The organism is Rhodobium orientis, assembly GCF_003258835.1.
GTDB lineage: Bacteria > Pseudomonadota > Alphaproteobacteria > Rhizobiales > Rhodobiaceae > Rhodobium > Rhodobium orientis.
In genome coordinates this window covers 38,119-56,399 of sequence record NZ_NPEV01000037.1, presented here as the reverse complement: position 1 = coordinate 56,399, position 18,281 = coordinate 38,119, and the positions used below count along the sequence as shown (strand labels likewise).

Here is an 18,281-nt window from a genome sequence, read left to right as displayed (position 1 = left end):
GGCCCCCACGGAGCCAGCGAGCGAAGCGAGTTTGGCGTGAGTGGGAAGAACCGAGCCCGCAGGGCTCGCAAGCCCGAACGGGCGCCGGCCGGTCAGGCCGCGCCGTCGCAGGCCAGTGAGCGCTAGCGAACGCTCGGCCGTGAGACAAAACCCGAACCCAAAGGGCTCGCAAGGGCGACCGCCCGTCGGCGCCGATGCGCCGCGCCATCGCAGGCGTGAGCGAAGCGAACTGCCGTGAGATGCCCCAATGAAGCCAACGGCTTCGCAAGGCCGACCGGCCGCCCGAGCTCATGCGAGGCCCTCACGGAGCCAGCGAGCGAAGCGAGTTTGGCGTGAGTGGAAAAGAATGGTGGGCGGTACTGGGATTGAACCAGTGACCCCTACGATGTCAACGTAGTGCTCTCCCGCTGAGCTAACCGCCCAAAACCCGGGGTTTTGGCGTCGCCGGGACGACGTTCGGGGGATATAGCCGGCTTCGTTGCGCCGTGCAAGACCCGAAAAGACGGCCAGGCCGGCAAAACCGGTCGGCGGACGATATGCCGCCCGCTTCAGGCTGTTCGCAGCCGCCCGGATCAGGCCGCCAGCAGCCGCTCGACCTCGTTGACGAGCTCGCGCAGGTGGAAGGGCTTGGACAGCACCTTGGCGTCCTTGGGGGCGTTGGAATCCGGATTGAGCGCGACGGCGGCAAAGCCGGTGATGAACATGACCTTCAGGTCCGGATCGAGCTGGGTCGCCCGGCGGGCAAGCTCGATGCCGTCCATCTCCGGCATCACGATATCGGTCAGCAGCAGCGTGAATGGCTCCTCGCGCACCCGCTCATAGGCGCTGCGGCCATTGTCGAAAGAGATGACGTCATAGCCCGCGGTCTGGAGGGCTTTGGTGAGAAAACGACGCATATCGTTGTCGTCTTCGGCAAGGAGTATCCGCGACATTCAGGTACCTGTTCCGATTTTGATTATCTTTGTCGGCCTCTGCCGTCCGTTGTCGCCCCATTAGACCGTCGGTCTGGTAAATAACCGGTGAAACCGGCGCCGATTGCAGGCAGCGATGGACAGCGCCGTGCGTTCTTGGCACCATGCCCGCCATTAACCATTTGCTCCGTCCTTCCATCCGGCCCGGCAGAATAGCAAACTGACGCGATGAAGATCATCGAAAATTTCGACGACAGTCCACCGTTCGAGGTGATCCGCCCGGCCGCCCACGAGATTCCTTTCGTCTTCAATTCGCCGCACTCGGGCCACGACTACCCCGAAGCGTTCCTGGAAGCCTCGCGGCTGTGCGAGAACACCATCCGCCGGTCGGAGGATTCCTTCGTCGACGAGCTGTTTGCCGCTGCCATTGCACGCGGCGCGCCGATGCTGCGGGCGCGCTTTCCGCGCGCCTATCTCGACGTCAACCGCGAGCCCTACGAGCTCGATCCGGCGATGATCGACGGCGAACTGCCGCGCTATGCCAACAGCCGCTCGCCGCGGGTCGCCAGCGGGCTCGGCACGATCGCGCGCATCGTCGCAGAGCGCCAGGAGATCTATATCGACCGCCTGCCGCTCGCCGACGCCATGCGCCGCATCGAGATGCTCTACAAGCCCTATCACGCGGCGCTGCGGCGCATTCTCGCCGAAACCCATGTCCGCTTCGGCCATGCGGTGCTGATCGACTGCCATTCCATGCCGTCGGTCGTGCGCGGCCAGGATCGCTGGCGCCGGCCCGACTTCGTCATCGGCGACCGCTTCGGCACCTCCTGCAGCGACATCGTCTCGGACACCGCGGCGCGCGTGCTGCGCAGCCTCGGCTACTCGGTCGCCCGCAACAAGCCCTATGCCGGCGGCTTCATCACCGAGCATTACGGCCGCCCGGCCCAGGGGCTCCATGCCCTGCAGGTCGAGGTCAACCGCGCGCTCTATATGGACGAGCGGACCTACGAGCGCGCCGCCGGCTGGGGACGGCTGGAGCGCGACATCGCCACCTTCGTCGATGCCATGGCCGATGTTGATCTGGGAGGCTTCGTGCCCCAATCCCAGGCGGCCGAATAGGCGCACGGGCGATAACGCCGGCGCATCGGATCTCGGAAAAAAGGGCCGGAAAAGAAAAGGGGCCGCTCTCTTTTGCAAGAGGCGGCCCAAGTCTAGGGAGGAAACGCCCAAGGAGGGCAGCGATACGACAACGCCGTACCGCACTGCACAAATATGAAAGTGCAGCGCAAAAAGGTCAAGTGCCGTCACGTCGCATCGCGCGCCGAACGCACCTCAAAAGCAAATTTTGGGCGAAATTTACCCTGGGGTTGAAATTGCCTGAAAAACAGCCATACGTCGCAACTGTTTGATTTTAAATAATTTTATTGGACAGTTTTTGGCAGTATGGTAGACGAACATCCGTGAAAACCCGAAGCATTGCGCACTTTGCATGGCTGATATGCTAGCGTCAGATCAACTGAAATTCTTCTGCGAAGCACTCGCGAAAGCGGCCTCGGACGAGATTCTTCCGCGCTTTCGGAACCTCGTTCGAGTCGACAACAAGGACGAAAACGCCTTCGATCCGGTGACCGAGGCGGACCGCGCGGCCGAGGCCGCCATGCGCCGGCTGATCGCCGAGCGGTTCCCCGAGGACGGCATCGACGGCGAGGAGCACGGCCTGGAGCGGGGCGATGCGGAGGCGGTCTGGATCCTCGATCCGATCGACGGCACACGCGGCTTCATCGTCGGCCTGCCGACCTGGGGCGTTCTCATCGGGCGGATGGAGGGGGGCCGGCCGCGCATCGGCATGATGCACCAGCCCTTCGTCGGCGAGACCTTCTTCGGCGACTGCGAGACCGCGGTGCTGACGCGCGCCGGCATCGAGACGCCGCTGAGGACCCGCCCCTGCCCGGACCTTGCCGATGCCGCGCTTCTGTCCACCGGACCGGACTTCTTCTCCGACGAAGAGCGCCCGGCCTTCGAGGCGGTGTCGCGAGAGGCGAAGCTCACCCGTTTCGGCACCGACTGCTACGGCTATTGCGTGCTTGCCGCCGGCCAGGCCGACCTCGTCGTCGAGGCGGGCCTGAAGATCCAGGACATCGCGCCGCTGATCCCGATCGTGGAAGGCGCCGGCGGCGTCGTCACCGACTGGAGCGGCGGACCGGCCGGCTCGGGCGGCCAGGTCGTCGCCTCGGGCGATCCGCGCCTGCACGAACAGGTATTGAAGAAGCTTTCCGGCTGAGGCGTCTCAAGGGCATCGCCGACCGTTGCCGGCACAGCGCACGGATGATGTGGCGGGCAGGGCCTTGCCGCCTGCCTCCGGGGCTGCGGTCGATGCCCGCCCCCCCGAAAAACCTAACCGTTCGCCGCCTTGACGACGACCGTCGGCCTCTTGGCCTCCCGGTCGGCGTCGGAGCCGGGAACATAGGCGTCGAACACGGCCCAGAACTGGTTCCGGAACACGTCCCGCTCCATCATCAGCTCGTGCTTGGAGCCGGCGACGAAGAGGTGCCCACCGCCGCGCAGGCACAGCGCCAGCTCCTCTTGGGCCCGCACCGAGACCACCTTGTCGCCCCCGGCCGTCAGGATCAGCGTCGGCACGTTGACGGTCGGCGGAAAGTCGGTGCGCTTGAACAGCGATACCGTCTGGCACGCGGCATAGAGCCAGCCGATGGTCGGCGCGCCGAGCGCAAGGTCCGGCCGCGCCGCGACCACGGTCTGGGTGCGCGCATAGCGGTCCGGGTCCGAGGTCAAGAGATTGTCCTCGAACGGGATCTGGTAGATGTCGGTGACCTTGCCGCCGGGCACGAACAGCGTGCCGAGGCCCATATAGGAGAGCGTGCCGGAAAGCGGCCCGATCAGGGCCGGCGGCAGCGGCAGCGGGCCGAAGTCGACCAGCGGCGAAGTCAGCACCATGCGCCTGATGCGCCCGTGGAGCCGGCGCGCGGCGCGCAGGAGAACCGCCCCGCCGGTGGAATGGCCGAGCGCGAAATAGGGCGGCCGGCAGGCGGATTCGACCTTGGCGAGGAACGCGTCGAGATCGAGCTCATAGTCGAAAAAATCGTCCACATGGCCGCGCCGCGGGTTGGAGAGCAGCCGCTGCGAACCGCCCTGCCCGCGCCAGTCGACGGTCGCGACCTCGAACCCGCGCGCCTGCAGGTCGTGGATGACCTCGTAATATTTCTCGATGAACTCGGCCCGCCCGTGCAACAGGCAGACCGTGCCGCGATGGCGCGACACCGCGCTCGGCCAGCGCGCGCCGCGCAGCGTGATCCCGTCGCGGGTCGTCAGCGTCCAGACCTCGGCGCCGGCCGGCACCGGGTTGTCGCGGCAGTCGTAAAGGGCGGTCTTCGCGGGCTCGGGCATTGGCACTCCGGGGCTCTCCGGGCAACTCCGGCAGATTTTGGCCGGCACCTTACTGCAAAAGCACGCCGGGGAATACGGCCATGGCTCGATGTCGAGGAAACAAGTGACGGCATCCGTTGCGAAATTCGCCGCGCACCCCTGACCAAACTTAACGTCGCCGCTCACAGCGGAAGCGCCAGCTCCTCGCCGAGCCAATCTAACAGTGCGCGGGTTTCCGCATGGCCGCCCCGTCGGCTGCCGCGGAAGACCGACAGCTCGGTCGGGCGTTTGACGACGTCGGTAGAGGGGCGGACCAGCTTTCCCTCGGCGAGCATGGTATCGACGGTGCGCCGCCAGCCGAGCGCGATCCCCTGCCCCGCGACCGCCGCCTGGACGACGAGCGGAAAGCTGTCGAAATGGGTCGGGCGCAGGTCGGCGGGAACCGGGACGCCGATGACGTCGAACCAGTCGGACCAGTCCATCCAGTCCTGCGGCACGACCAGGTGCGAGAGCAGCGGAAAGGCCGACAGCTCTTGCGGCGCCAGCGGCAGCGACACGCCTTTCAGAACCTCCGGCGCGCAGACCGGAAAGACCTCGTCGGCAGCCGTGAAGGCGAGCCGCGCCGAGCCGGACGCCCGCCCCGTTGTCTGGATCGCGACGTCGAAGGGCTCGCGCGCCGCCGTCAGCGGCTCCAGCGAGCTGACGACGCGCAGCTCGATGTCGGGATGGCGCTCGTGAAACCGGGAGAGCCGCGGCATCAGCCAGTAGAACGCCTCGCAAAGCTGGCAGTGCAGCACCAACCCGCCCGGAACGAGCGCACCGCGCAGATGGGCGGCTTCCGCGGCGATCTCGGCAAGAGCAGCGGTGACCACACGGCCGAAGCGCCGCCCCTCCTCGGTCAGGAACACGGCCCGGTTCCGGCGCTCAAAGAGCGCGGTGCCGAGATCGGCTTCCAGGAGAGAAATCTGCTTGCTGACGGCGGTCTGGGTAAGGCCGAGTTCGGCGGCCGCCAGCGTGAAGCTTTCCAGCCGCGCGGCCGCTTCGAACGGCCTCAGGCGCGAGAGCGGCGGCAGGGAGCGAGCGAAAGAATCCATGATATTTTTTCATGCATTGGCGACAGGAAATCATTTTTAACAGGCATCCGCGCCTGCTTTCCATACCCCATGGAATGGAAATCCCCTGTCTCACCCACCGCCGGCCACCCCACCCTCGGCATCCTGTCGATCACCGGGGCTGTCTTTCTGCTGTCGCTGTCGGACGCCCTGGTGAAAGTCGCCGGCGACCATGTCGGCCTCGGCCAACTCGTCCTCATCCGCTCGGCCTTCGCCGCGATCCTGATTGCGGGCGCCGTCGCGGCGACGTCGGGCCTCGATCGCCTGCGTCCGGTCCGGCCGGGCTGGGTCTGGCTGCGCAGCCTCTGCCTCACCGGCATGTGGCTCTGCTACTACGCCGCCCTTCCCGCCATGTCCTTTGCGCTCGCCGCCGCCTGCTATTACACCGCGCCGATATGGATGGCGGTGCTGTCGCGGCTCGTCCTGAAGGAACCGCTCGGCCGGCGCCGCTGGAGCGCGGTTGCCATCGGCCTTGCCGGTGTCCTCATCGCCATCAATCCGGGCGCCGAGACCGTCTCGCCGGTGGTCGCCCTGCCGCTCGCCGCGGCCTTCCTCTATGCCCTTGCCGGCATCATCACGTGGAGCCGCTGCCGCGAGGAGTCGGCGCTGGCCATGGCACAGACGCTGAATGCCTCGCTGATCGTCGGCGGCGCCCTGGCGATATCGGTTCTGGCGCTGGCCGGCCCGATGCCGGAGAAAAACTTCGTACTGACGGTCTGGCCGCCGCTCGGCCTCGACGACTGGCTTTTCATCGCCGCCCTCGGCGTGCTCCTTGCCGCCATCGAGATCGCCGTCGCCATCGCCTATCGCCTCGGCCCGCCGGACATCATCGGCGTCTTCGACAACACATATCTTCTGTTCGCCGCGCTCTGGGGCGCGCTCCTTTTCGCGGATATTCCGAGCGTGCGGGAAGGGTCGGGCATGGCGCTGATCGCCGCCGGCGCCCTTATGGCGAGCCGGAGGCCGCCTGCAAAAGAAAAAGGCCGGTGCCTTGAGGGGCACCGGCCGAGACCAAACGCCGGCAGGGGCTGATGCGACGTGTGGCCTTTACTATCCGCCTTTCGGCGGAATTCTGCGAAACGATGGCGACCCGTAGGCGCCGCTGGGATGCAGGACGACGCCGGAATAGGCATCGACCATGACGACGACGCGCCTGCCGCGCCGGTTGGTGGCGGCGACCTGCCAGGCCCGGCCGACAAGCCGCGGCTTGGAGAAGCCGGAAAACCCGCGCCAGCCGAGCTGCACCAGCACCTCGTCGGCGGTAAGCCGCGCCGCGGTCGTGAAACGCACGGCCTTGAGACCGACCGGGCTCGCCGCGAAGGTCTCCCCGGAGATCGCCAGGGCCGGCTTGCCTGCACCGGCAATGCCGACCGTAATTGCGCCGAAAACGGCGGCAACGGCACTTGCACGAAAAACGCCGGGCCGGGTCATCGGGTTCCCTTCCGGCCGCTCGCGGCCTCTCTTCATCCGTTGATCGTGACAATGTCGCAAACCGTCTGAACGGAACCGGAAACCGCCGTTCATCTGCCGTTCATATGGGGCCTCGCCCGCGCGGGTCCGCCCTCCCACGGTAAGAACGCGCCGCCGCGCGAAACGGCGCGCAGAAATCTTGACAGCCATTTTTCCGATCACCATTTGAGGATCACGCGGTCGCCAGAAAGGGGCCGCGGGCATCCCGTCCCTGCCAGACCGGAGGGACACATTGAGGATGCGGTGAAGTTAAGTCGCTCAACACTCAGGAGGACTTGAGATGCATCACGTCGACTTTAGCCCGCTTTATCGTTCCACCGTCGGTTTCGATCGGCTGTTTTCCATGCTCGATTCCATGACCGCCGGCGAGAACGGCAACGTCAGCTACCCGCCCTACAACATCGAACGCACCGGCGAGAACGCCTACCGGATCTCGATGGCCGTCGCCGGCTTCGCCGACGCCGATCTGTCGATCGAGGCCAAGGAGAACGTGCTCACGGTGAAGGGCGAAAAGACCGATGAGGCCGACAAGGGCGAAGTGCTCTATCGCGGCATCGCCTCGCGCGCCTTCGAGCGCCGCTTCCAGCTCGCCGATTACGTCCAGGTGAACGGCGCCCAGCTCGAGAACGGCCTCTTGCACATCGACCTGAAGCGCGAGCTTCCCGAGTCGATGAAGCCGCGCAAGATCGCGATCGGCCCCGGTCAGGTGAAGGAACTGGAGGCCAAGACGGTCGACGCCGCCTAAGGGCAGCGCACGTTCTGACTCCAAGGTCCTAAATGTCGGCGCCCCGGAGATCCTCCGGGGCGCTTTTTGTTTCGAAAACCATTCAGTCGTGTCACGCGCCCTCGATGCCGTAAGGCGTCGCAAGCGCGAACGCGCGCCGGCGCCAGTGCGCCGTCAGCCTGCGTGGCGCCTGAACGCCTTAAGAATCAATGCGTCCTGAGCCCCGGCGGCTTGCGTTTCCAGGCGTAGCCCTTGCGGGCGAGGCCGCGGCCGAGGTCGAAGAGTTTCTTCAGCCGCTTCGGATCGAACTCGCCGAGCGTGCCCGTCTTCGTGCCCGCCGGAATGCTCGCCATCCGGTAGGCGACGCCGTCGCGCTGGGCGATGGTGTAGATGCGGTAGAGGTCGGCGACCGCATGGGCCTTCAGGAGCGTCGACAGCGAGCGCCGGGCGATGTCGAAGGGCGCATTCTCGATGGCCGAATATTCCGGCGCCAGCTTGTCGTTGCGGATGATGTAGAGATTGTGCCGGCGCTCCCGGCCGAGCGCCCGGTCGACATCGCGCATGGAGACCTGCGGCGGCGCGAAGAACGCCTCGGTCTGGGTGCCGGCATCGACGTGCAGCTCCACATAGGAAGCGTTCCCGGCCTTCACGGTGATCGGCACGGCCGGCAGGACGACGGGGATGGAGGCGGCGGCAAGCAGCACGTCGACGAAGAGTTCGCGCCGGTCGGGCCGGTTGCTGGCGGCGATCGCGCCAAGGTTCCACATCACCGTACGCTGGGCGTCGAGATTGGTGGTGCCGACGAAGAGCAGCCGCCCGCGGGCATATTCCGCCGCGACCGCATCGAGCAGCTCGTCCGTGACGCGCTTTTCCACGTCCCGGCGCAGCGGATTGTCGTCCGCCTGCACCTCGCCGACGATGACCTTGCGGATGTTTTCCTTGGCGTAGAAGTCGTAGCCGTCGAAGCCGGCGAACATGCCCTGGAGCTCAGGGTCCTCGGAATTGCCGATGAAGGCATAGGGCGCAACGAGGGCGCCGATGCTGATGCCGGTGACGATGTCGAATTCCGGCCGCGTGCCCGCCTCCGTCCAGCCGGTCAGAAACCCGGCCCCGAAGGCGCCGTCGCCGCCGCCGCCGGACAGCACCAGATAGTTGGCGACCGCCCGGTTGCGCTTCTGCGCCGCAGCCACATAGAGCTTGCGCCATTCGGCCCGCTCGGCCACCGACAGCCGGTCATCGGCCCAATACCGGATCTTGTCGTCGGCCTGATATCCGCTGACGGAGGCAATGCCGACGGCATTTTCCGGCACGGCCGTGCGCTCCGGCAGGCTGGCGCAGCCGGCAAGCAGCGCGGCCCCGGCAAGAAGGGAAAGAACGGTTCCGGAAAGGCGGCTCGGCAACGCTCAAGATCTCCAGATGGCGGCGGACGTAAGGCGCGGGAGGACGCCCTGCCCGGCCTACGCGGATATTAAAGACACCTCCGAGACGAAACGCGAAACCTCGTCTTCGGTTGTGCGGAAACTCGTCACCAGCCGGACAAGTTTTTCGCCCGCACTGGGCCCGTCCGGTCCGGGCGCGGCGTGGGACGGCCACTGGTGGACGTCGATGCCTGCATCGGAAAGGCACCTCAGTGCCCCGTCGGTCAGAATCGCGAATACCTCGTTCGACTGCGGACGCCAGGCAAGCCGCGCGGCCGGCGCAGCAACGATGCCCTCGGCAAGGCGCGCCGCCATGGCGTTGGCGTGGCGGGCGTTCGCCAGCCAGTGGTCGTCGTCGAAATAGGCGAGGAACTGGGCGGCGATAAACCGGCTCTTGGAAAAGAGGTGCCCGGCGCGCTTGCGAAAGTATGGAAAATCGCGGCCGCGTTCGGGATCGAAGAAGACGACGGCCTCGGCACACCAGCAGCCGTTCTTGGTGGCGCCGAAGGACAGGACGTCGACGCCGGCCTTCCAGGTCATCTCGGCAGGTGTCTGCCCCGTCGCGACAAGCGCATTGGCAAAGCGCGCGCCGTCCATATGGACGGTCATGCCGCGGCCGTGGGCAAGGTCGGCGATGCGGACAACGTCGGCGGTGTCGTAGACCGTGCCGGCCTCGCTCGCCTGGCTGAGGCTGACGGCGGCAACGCGGCCGTGGTGGACATCGCCGTCCGGCACCTTGGCAAGCGCCTCGGCAAAGCCCTCCGGCGTCATCCGGCCGGCCGGGCCGGCGATGGACAGGAGCTTGCCGCCGCCGGAAAAGAACTCCGGGGCACAGCACTCGTCGACCGCAATATGGGCCTCGGAGTGGCAGAAGACGATACCGCCGGCAGACGTCGCGGAGGCCAGTGCCAGGGCGTTGGCGGCCGTGCCGGTGGCGACGAAATAGACCGCGACATCGCGCTCGAAGATCTCGGAGAAACGCGCGGTGGCGGCGGCCGTGACCTCGTCATTGCCATAGGCCGGAGCCGGCCCGGCGCCTGCCGCGGCAAGCGCCTCGGCGACCTTTTCCGACGCGCCGGCCCAGTTGTCGCTGGCGAAAAACATTACGGCTCTCGTACAAACATGGAAGCCGGAGACATGCCAGCCGCGCCGGCCGTTGGCAAGGTCGGCGAGGGTCCCGGGGCGACGATTTTTGCGGCGGTGCGGCAATTCCGCCATTCGCGCCGCAACCTACCAGGGCTGGGCGGAGCTGCGCTCGCGCTTTGCCAGCAAGCCGTCCAGCGACAGGCCCCCGCCGCCGCGAAGGACGAGGACGACCAGCACGAACACCCAGAACAGCCGCTGGTCGGCGATCATGCCGTCCGGGAAGCGATCGAAGGGCAGGCCGACGGTCGCGGCATCGAGCCCGTGGGCAGTGACGTCGACGACGCTCTGGACGACGATGAAGCCGATCATGCCGAGGCTGGCAAGACGGGTAAAAAGCCCGAGGACGATCAGGACCGGCAGCACGAACTCCGCATAGGTGCCCGCCCAGACGACGAGGCCATAGGGAAAGAAGGCGATCTGCGAGACGTCGTAGCCGGCGCCTTCGGCCACCTTGGGGACGATCTGCGCGTAGGCGCCGACCTGGGGCACGAACATGTCCGGAAAGCCCGAACCGACCTTGGTGTAGGCGGAGTTGAGGTAATAAAGGAGCAGCGCGGAGGCAAAGACGAGCCGGGCGAACAGCGGCAGGACCGAGGGACCGAGGGCGCGCTCAAGCGCGGCAAAGGCCCGCTCCTGGAGGGCAATGAGACGGGCCAGCATGGCAATCACTCCTGAAAATGAAGCGCCGTTGCGGCGCCGGAGGTGAGAATGAGGGAAAGGCTTGCCGCAAGATCGAAGGCCGGATCGGCCTCAAGGCCCGAGGCAGCGGCCGCCCCAAGCGGTGCGCCGTCCTGAAGCGCGGCGAGGAACGCGGCCGTTGCCGGAGCGATCGCATGGACCGCGACGTCGGCCCGCGGACGCGTCACCAGCGCCCCCTCCCCAATTGCATCGAGCTTCAAAGGACCGGCGGCATCGGGACCGCGGTTCGCGCGAAAGAGGGCGACCACGGGATAGTCGGAAACGATGAGCCGGGCCGCCGGATGGAAGCGGAACCGGACGCTATCGAGCCGCTCTGGCGGCAAACGGCCAAGCGCATTCGGATCGAGCGGTGCCGCGTCGGCCGCATGGAGCGCGTCATAGACCGCCCATTCCAGCCGCGCCACGTCGGCGAGATAGGCAACGCTTTTGGCTGGGGGAAAGCCTTCCAGGAATGCCGGAAAGCCGCTTCCATAGGCGAACATCAGCGGCGAGGACGGCGGCTCGGCCCGCACGAAGACGCCGGCAGCGGCGCGGAAGAAGTCCTCACCGACGATGCGGACGGTGGCCGGAAAGACGGCGGCCAGATGGTCGATGAGGCCCGACACGACATTGTTGCGATGGATGGCAAGCCGCTCCGGCCACCCCCCGAGGCCGGCCGGCGTCGGAAATTCCGGATCGAGCAGTGCCGCGGCGAGATCGTGCTCCATCTCAGGTCCCGGCCGCGGCGCGGTACGCGTCTGAAGCCCCGGCGCCATGGACCTGAAGCAAGGCTGCGGCCCGCACCGCCTCGGCGGCGAGCACCGGGAACGCCGGCACGTCATTGTCCCACTCGATCAGCGTCGGCACCGGGCCGGTGCGGGATAGCACCACCTCATAGAGTGCCCAAACCGGATCGGCGACGGCGCGGTCATGGGCATCGATGAGGACGCGGCCGCCGCCGGCCTCGGTCTCGGTCGCATGGCCGGCAAGGTGGACCTCGCCGACGGCATCGAGCGGGAACGCCTCCAGATAGGAAAGCGCCTCGAAACCCTGGTTGACGGCGGAGACATGCACATTGTTGACGTCGAGCAGGAGCCCGCAACCGGTGCGCCGGACCAGTTCGGCGAGGAATTCGGTCTCCGACCAGGTGCTTTCCGAAAACGTCACGTAGCTCGACGGATTCTCCAACAACATCCGCCGGTTGAGGAATGCCTGGACCTCGTCGATATGGGCTGCGACCCGTTGAAGCGTCGCTGCGTTATATGGAAGCGGAAGGAGGTCGTTGAAGAACGTGCCGCCATGGCTCGACCAGGCGAGATGTTCGGAAAAGAGCTCCGGCCGATAGCATTCATTGAGATCGGCGAGCCGTTGAAGGTGCTCACGGTCGAGCGGCCCCTCGCCGCCGATCGACAGCCCGACCCCATGCATGGACAGGAAAAAGCGCTCGCGCACCACAGAAAGCAGCCGGTGCGGCGGCCCGCCGGCGCACATGTAGTTCTCGGCATGGAACTCGAAAAAGCCGATGCCGTGCGGCGTCTCAAGAATCTCGCGGCCGTGCTGCGGCTTAAGCCCGACCCCGGCCGAGGCCGGGATCGGGTTTTTCGTCCGGCCCCGCGCCGGGCCGGCAGAAAATGGCATGGTCATGCTGCCCCCCGCCATGGTCTTGCTACCCCGAATGAGTGGCCGTTCCCGGACTGCGGCTTATGCCGGCACGTCGCGCTCAAGCGGCTCAAGGCTGCCCTTGCGACCCTCGGGGAGTTCCGTGGTCTCGCAGGTGCCCTTCGGCACCAGCTTCCAGGCGTTGCCCTGGTAATCGACCTTGGAGGTGCCGGCGCAGGAGGTGCCGGCCCCGGCGGCGCAGTCGTTCTCGCCGGCGAGCGAGACGCCGTAGCACTTCACCTGCTCGGCCGCGGACGCCGGCTGGACGATGGCGGCGGCCGAGAGGGCCGTGGCGACGGCGCCGGCAAGGATGGCGGCCGAGAAGGTCTTGGGGGATGCGGTCATGGGAAGAAGTCTCCGTTCAAATGTCGAAATGCGGCAAACGGACCGGCGGCAATGCGCCTCGGACCGTTGCCCGACAATGTGGAGAGGCTGTCCATCAAGTGGAAATCAAAGCGATGTCAGAGCGGCTTTCGGCCAGTTCACGGGAGCGTGACGACACCGGCACGATATCGGACCCGGCCACTGGTCGGCTGCGCCTTCTGGAATATCTCACACAGTTAACGTGCTGCCGCATCTTGCTCAACCGCCGGAAATCTGGCAATGTCAGACTTCCGGAATAGGACAGGAATACTGTCCCAGTTACCGCGGCAGGCCCGGTTTTCGCCGTCGAGGAATTGGGAACACATCCTGAAGCATCGGACCGCCGGAGCCCCGTGGATGAGGCAATGAAGCCGGGGCGCGGTCGGAAAAAGATGCACCGGACGGCATTTATGCCATCGGAGCAGTACTGGCATCCAGTATTGTTCTTCTTCGACAGAGCCGCGGTCATTTGCCGGTCTCGTCGCTCGAGCCGCGCCAGTCAAGGGCGCGACCCGCAGGGGCTGGACCGATCATGCAGCGCGGCCCTGCAGCAAGCGTCGGGGCAGGTTTCTTCGTCTCCCGGCGACAAGGGGTAAATTCGGTTTCGGCCGGCAGGACGTCTTTAGAAGAGCGCTGCCGGTCCTTGGATGGTCAGGAAGTGGAGGGGCAGCCATGTCAGGCGCGACGACGGTGCTAGGAACGAACACGCCGAGGCCGGCGGATTCGAATGCCAAAACCGCCGCCACCGCTGCGGACACGCGCCGCGCGGCGATGGAAGCCGGTCTTTACGATCCGGCCAAGGAGCACGATGCCTGCGGCGTCGGCTTCGTTGCCGATCTGCACGGCCGCAAGAGCCACGACATCGTCGCCAACGGCCTCCAGATCGTCGTCAATCTGACCCACCGCGGTGCGGTCGGCGCCGACCCGCTGGTCGGCGACGGCGCCGGCATCCTGACCCAGATTCCGCACGACTTCATGAAGGAAGAGTGCGCCAAGGCCGGCTTCGAGATCCCCGAGCCCGGCCACTACGGCATCGGCTTCTTCTATACCTCGCAGGACCCGGAAGCCTGGGACGCCTGCCGCAAGATCATCGAAGAGGTGATCGAGGAGGAAGGTCAGATCCTGCTCGGCTGGCGCGACGTGCCGGTCGACAATTCGTGCCTGTCCAAGGCCCCGGAGATCCAGGCGACCGAGCCGATCCATCGCCAGCTCTTCGTCGGCCGCAGCCCGGACATCGCCGACGACGACGCCTTCGAGCGCAAGCTCTATGTGCTGCGCAAGTCGTCCTCGAACCGCATGATCGAGGTCCTCGGCCAGGACTACGACCGCGCCTATCCGGTCTCGTTCTCCTGCCGCACCATCGTCTACAAGGGCATGTTCCTCGCCTATCAGCTCGGCGAGTACTACCTGGACCTTACCGACGAGCGCTACATCTCGGCCCTCGCCCTCGTCCACCAGCGCTTTTCCACCAACACCTTCCCGTCCTGGCGGCTGGCGCATCCCTATCGCATGGTCGCCCACAACGGCGAGATCAACACCCTGCGCGGCAACGTCAACTGGATGGCGGCGCGCCAGGCGAGCGTGGAATCGGAACTCTTCGGCAAGGACATCGAGAAGCTCTGGCCGATCTCCTATGAGGGTCAGTCCGACACCGCCTGTTTCGACAACGCGCTGGAATTCCTCATCCAGGGCGGCTACTCGATGGCCCATGCGGCGATGATGCTGATCCCGGAAGCCTGGGCCGGCAACCCGCTGATGAACGCCGAACGGCGCGCCTTCTACGAGTACCACGCCGCACTGATGGAGCCGTGGGACGGCCCCGCCGCCGTCGCCTTCACCGACGGCCGCCAGATCGGCGCCACCCTCGACCGCAACGGCCTGAGGCCCGCCCGTTACTACGTCACCGAGGACGGCCTCGTGGTCATGGCTTCCGAGATGGGCGTCTTGCCCGTGCCGGAGGAAAAGATCGTCGAGAAGTGGCGCCTGCAGCCGGGCAAGATGCTGCTCATCGACCTGGAGGAAGGCCGCATCATCTCCGACGAGGAGATCAAGACGACGCTGGCCACCCGCCACCCCTACAAGGAGTGGCTCGGGCGCACCCAGATCGTGCTTGAGGACATGGCCCCGGTCGGCGCCGAGCCGCACCAGACCTCCGTGCCGCTGCTCGACCGCCAGCAGGCCTTCGGCTACACCCAGGAGGACATCACCCTCCTGATGGGACCGATGGCGACCACCGGCCAGGAGCCGATCGGCTCGATGGGCACCGACACGCCGATTTCCGCGCTGTCGAGCCGCTCCAAGCTGCTCTACACCTATTTCAAGCAGAACTTCGCACAGGTCACCAACCCGCCGATCGACCCGATCCGCGAGGAGCTGGTGATGAGCCTGGTCTCCTTCATCGGACCGCGGCCGAACCTCTTCGACCGCAAGGGCCTGTCGAAACGCAAGCGCCTTGAGGTGCGCCAGCCGATCCTGACCTGCGACGATCTGGAGAAGATCCGCGTCATCGGCGAGATCGCCGACAACCAGTTCCGCACCCAGACGCTCGACATCACCTACGCGGCGGACGGCGGCGCCGACGGCATGCGCCCGGCGCTCGACGAACTCTGCCGAAAGGCCGAGCACGCCGTGCGCGAAGGCTTCAACATCATCATCCTGTCCGACCGCCTGGTCGGTCCGGACCGCATCGCCATCCCGGCCCTTCTGGCCACGGCCGGCGTCCACCATCACCTGATCCGCAAGGGTCTGAGGACTTCCGTCGGCCTCGTGGTCGAGACCGGCGAGGCGCGCGAGGTGCACCATTTCGCCGTGCTCGCCGGCTACGGCGCGGAGGCGATCAACCCCTATCTCGCCTTCGAGACCCTGATCGACCAGCGCGCCAGCCTGCCGGAAGAGGTCGGCCCGGAGGAGATCGTCGCCCGCTACATCAAGGCGGTCGACAAGGGCATCCTCAAGGTCATGTCCAAGATGGGCATCTCGACCTACCAGTCCTATTGCGGCGCCCAGATCTTCGATGCCGTCGGCCTGTCGTCGGAATTCGTCAACGAGTTCTTCTTCGGCACCGCCAGCCGCATCGAGGGCGTCGGCCTGAAGGAGGTCGCCGAGGAATCGGTGCGCCGCCATGCCGATGCCTTCGGCAACGCGCCGGTCTACCGCAACGCGCTCGACATCGGCGGCGAATACGCCCAGCGCATGCGCGGCGAGGCCCACGCCTGGGAAGCCCCGGTCGTCGGTGCCCTGCAGCACGCGGTGCGCGGCAATGCGGCCGAGAAATACGCGGAATTCGCCAAGTCGATCAACGACCAGTCGAAGCGGCTCCTGACCATCCGCGGCATGTTCCGCATCCGCGACGCCGGCGAGGCCGGCCGCCAGCCGGTGCCGATCGATGAGGTCGAGCCGGCCGTCGACATCGTCAAGCGCTTCGCCACCGGCGCCATGTCCTACGGCTCGATCAGCCGCGAGGCGCATACGACGCTGGCCATCGCCATGAACCGGATCGGCGGAAAGTCGAACACCGGCGAGGGCGGCGAGGAGCCGGACCGCTTCGTGCCGCTGCCGAACGGCGATTCCATGCGCTCGGCCATCAAGCAGGTCGCCTCCGGCCGCTTCGGCGTGACGACGGAATATCTCGTCAACGCCGACATGATCCAGATCAAGATCGTCCAGGGCGCCAAGCCCGGCGAGGGCGGCCAGCTTCCGGGCCACAAGGTCGACGCGGTGATCGCCAAGGTGCGCCACTCGACCCCGGGTGTCGGCCTGATCTCGCCGCCGCCGCACCACGACATCTATTCGATCGAGGACCTGGCGCAGCTCATCTTTGACCTGAAGAACACCAACCCGGACGCCGACATCTCGGTCAAGCTCGGCTCTGAGGTCGGCGTCGGCACCGTCGCCGCCGGCGTCTCCAAGGCCCGGGCTGACCACGTCACCATCGCCGGCTATGAGGGCGGCACCGGCGCATCGCCGCTGACCTCCATCAAGCACGCCGGCAGCCCGTGGGAGATCGGCCTGGCCGAGACCCACCAGACCCTGGTGCTGAACGGCCTTCGCGGCCGCATCTCGGTGCAGGTCGACGGCGGCTTCCGGACCGGCCGCGACGTCGTCGTCGGCGCGCTTCTCGGCGCCGACGAGTTCGGCTTCGCCACCGCGCCGCTGATTGCCGCCGGCTGCGTGATGATGCGCAAGTGCCACCTCAACACCTGCCCGGTCGGCATCGCCACCCAGGACCCGATCCTGAGGAAGCGCTTCGTCGGCAAGCCGGAGCACGTGGTCAACTACTTCTTCTTCGTCGCCGAGGAAGTGCGCCAATTGATGGCCGAGATGGGCTTCCGCCGCTTCGACGAGATGATCGGCCAGATGCAGATGCTCGACCGCGCCGCCGCGATCGACCATTGGAAGGCCAAGGGTCTCGACTTCTCGCGCCTGTTCCACAAGCCGGACGTGCCGAAGACCATCCACATCTTCAAGTCCGAGGCGCAGGATCACCAGATCGACGACGTGCTCGACCGCAAGCTGATCGCTGCGGCCGAACCCGCCCTTGGCGAGGGCAAGCCGGTGCAGATCGAGATGCCGATCGCCAGCGTCGACCGCACCACCGGCGCCATGCTGTCGGGCGCGGTCGCCAAGCGCTACGGCCACAACGGCCTGCCGGACGACACCATCCACGTCAAGCTGAAGGGCACCGCCGGCCAGAGCTTCGGCGCCTGGGGCGCCCACGGCGTCACCCTGGAGCTGGAAGGCGAGGCCAACGACTATGTCGGCAAGGGCCTGTCGGGCGGCCGGCTGATCGTCTATCCGCCGGCCGAGGCGCGCCAGATCACGCCGGAGACCTCGATCATCGTCGGCAACACCGTGCTCTACGGTGCCGTCGAGGGCGAGTGCTACTTCCGCGGCATCGCCGGCGAGCGCTTCGCCGTCCGCAACTCCGGCGCCATCGCCGTCGTTGAAGGCGCCGGCGATCACTGCTGCGAGTACATGACCGGCGGCGTCGTCGTCGTCATCGGCCAGACGGGACGCAACTTCGCGGCCGGCATGTCCGGCGGCATCGCCTATGTGCTGGACGAGGACGGCAGCTTCCAGAGCCGCTGCAACATGGCCATGGTCGCCCTGGAACCGGTGCTGGCCGAGGAAGAAATGCTCTCCTCGCACCTGCACCAGCGCCACGACCTGCAGTCGCACGGCCGCGTCGACATCATGTCAGACATGACCCGCTACGACGCCGAACGGCTGCAGCAGCTTATCGAGAACCACGTCCGCTACACCAACTCCGCGCGCGGCAGGGAGATCCTCGCCAACTGGAAGGACTACCTGCCGAAGTTCCGCAAGGTGATGCCGGTGGAGTATCGCCGCGCCCTTGCCGAGCTGGCCATCCAGCAGGCCGCCGCCAAAGAATGCCCGGTACCTGGGGAGTGATCTG

The 18,281-nt window shown here is 66.6% G+C and carries 15 protein-coding genes and 1 tRNA gene; 5 read left to right on the top strand and 11 right to left on the bottom strand.

The features are described 5' to 3' along the window. Positions 1-347: 347 nt before the first annotated feature. A tRNA-Val gene (locus CH339_RS16040) sits at positions 348-422 on the bottom strand. Between the two features lie 150 nt (positions 423-572). Continuing rightward, complete coding sequence (gene cpdR / locus CH339_RS16035) at positions 573-932, bottom strand: cell cycle two-component system response regulator CpdR (RefSeq protein WP_111435381.1); 360 nt, start codon at positions 930-932, stop codon at positions 573-575. A 207-nt stretch (positions 933-1,139) separates the two neighbouring features. Here cpdR and CH339_RS16030 point away from each other — a divergent pair, with 207 nt between their 5' ends. Continuing rightward, on the top strand, positions 1,140-2,030 hold the full coding sequence (locus CH339_RS16030) for an N-formylglutamate amidohydrolase (RefSeq protein WP_111435380.1): 891 nt from the start codon (positions 1,140-1,142) through the stop codon (positions 2,028-2,030). Between the two features lie 370 nt (positions 2,031-2,400). Beyond that, complete coding sequence (hisN, locus tag CH339_RS16025; RefSeq protein ID WP_244668991.1) at positions 2,401-3,192, top strand: histidinol-phosphatase; 792 nt, start codon at positions 2,401-2,403, stop codon at positions 3,190-3,192. A 113-nt stretch (positions 3,193-3,305) separates the two neighbouring features. Here the strand turns inward: hisN and CH339_RS16020 are convergent, their stop codons facing one another. Next, positions 3,306-4,316: an alpha/beta hydrolase gene (locus tag CH339_RS16020; protein ID WP_111435378.1), complete on the bottom strand. Its 1,011-nt coding sequence runs from the start codon at positions 4,314-4,316 to the stop codon at positions 3,306-3,308. A gap of 161 nt (positions 4,317-4,477) precedes the next feature. Beyond that, on the bottom strand, positions 4,478-5,389 hold the full coding sequence (locus CH339_RS16015; protein ID WP_111435377.1) for a LysR substrate-binding domain-containing protein: 912 nt from the start codon (positions 5,387-5,389) through the stop codon (positions 4,478-4,480). A gap of 69 nt (positions 5,390-5,458) precedes the next feature. Here CH339_RS16015 and CH339_RS16010 point away from each other — a divergent pair, with 69 nt between their 5' ends. Continuing rightward, positions 5,459-6,439 carry a DMT family transporter gene (locus tag CH339_RS16010; RefSeq protein ID WP_111435376.1) on the top strand — a complete coding sequence of 327 codons (981 nt, stop codon included), beginning with the start codon at positions 5,459-5,461 and terminating at the stop codon, positions 6,437-6,439. A gap of 18 nt (positions 6,440-6,457) precedes the next feature. Here CH339_RS16010 and CH339_RS16005 read toward each other — a convergent pair whose 3' ends face one another. Beyond that, entirely contained in the window at positions 6,458-7,042 is a 585-nt protein-coding gene (locus CH339_RS16005) for a hypothetical protein (protein WP_146610207.1), read from the bottom strand. 115 nt (positions 7,043-7,157) lie between these two features. Here CH339_RS16005 and CH339_RS16000 point away from each other — a divergent pair, with 115 nt between their 5' ends. Then, the gene (locus tag CH339_RS16000; RefSeq protein ID WP_111435374.1) at positions 7,158-7,622 is read left to right on the top strand and encodes an Hsp20 family protein; all 465 of its coding nucleotides are present in this window, start codon (positions 7,158-7,160) and stop codon (positions 7,620-7,622) included. A 185-nt stretch (positions 7,623-7,807) separates the two neighbouring features. Here the strand turns inward: CH339_RS16000 and CH339_RS15995 are convergent, their stop codons facing one another. The 6 genes from CH339_RS15995 to CH339_RS15970 form a co-directional block, all read right to left on the bottom strand. Next, positions 7,808-9,001, bottom strand: coding sequence for a patatin-like phospholipase family protein (locus tag CH339_RS15995; RefSeq protein WP_111435373.1), 1,194 nt, complete (start codon positions 8,999-9,001; stop codon positions 7,808-7,810). A gap of 57 nt (positions 9,002-9,058) precedes the next feature. Beyond that, positions 9,059-10,123: a threonine aldolase family protein gene (locus CH339_RS15990; RefSeq protein ID WP_111435372.1), complete on the bottom strand. Its 1,065-nt coding sequence runs from the start codon at positions 10,121-10,123 to the stop codon at positions 9,059-9,061. Positions 10,124-10,249: 126 nt separating this feature from the next. Next, entirely contained in the window at positions 10,250-10,825 is a 576-nt protein-coding gene (locus CH339_RS15985) for a DoxX family protein (RefSeq protein WP_201240914.1), read from the bottom strand. Between the two features lie 5 nt (positions 10,826-10,830). After that, positions 10,831-11,571, bottom strand: a complete 741-nt coding sequence (locus CH339_RS15980) for an HvfC/BufC N-terminal domain-containing protein (RefSeq protein ID WP_111435371.1) — start codon at positions 11,569-11,571, stop codon at positions 10,831-10,833. Position 11,572: 1 nt separating this feature from the next. Beyond that, entirely contained in the window at positions 11,573-12,487 is a 915-nt protein-coding gene (gene bufB / locus CH339_RS15975) for an MNIO family bufferin maturase (protein WP_420825902.1), read from the bottom strand. Positions 12,488-12,544: 57 nt separating this feature from the next. Continuing rightward, positions 12,545-12,847: a BufA1 family periplasmic bufferin-type metallophore gene (locus CH339_RS15970; RefSeq protein WP_111435370.1), complete on the bottom strand. Its 303-nt coding sequence runs from the start codon at positions 12,845-12,847 to the stop codon at positions 12,545-12,547. Positions 12,848-13,537: 690 nt separating this feature from the next. On the opposite strand from CH339_RS15970, the gene gltB reads away from it, so the two are divergent. Continuing rightward, the gene (gltB, locus tag CH339_RS15965) at positions 13,538-18,277 is read left to right on the top strand and encodes a glutamate synthase large subunit (protein ID WP_184443315.1); all 4,740 of its coding nucleotides are present in this window, start codon (positions 13,538-13,540) and stop codon (positions 18,275-18,277) included. The last annotated feature ends 4 nt before the right edge of the window (positions 18,278-18,281 follow it).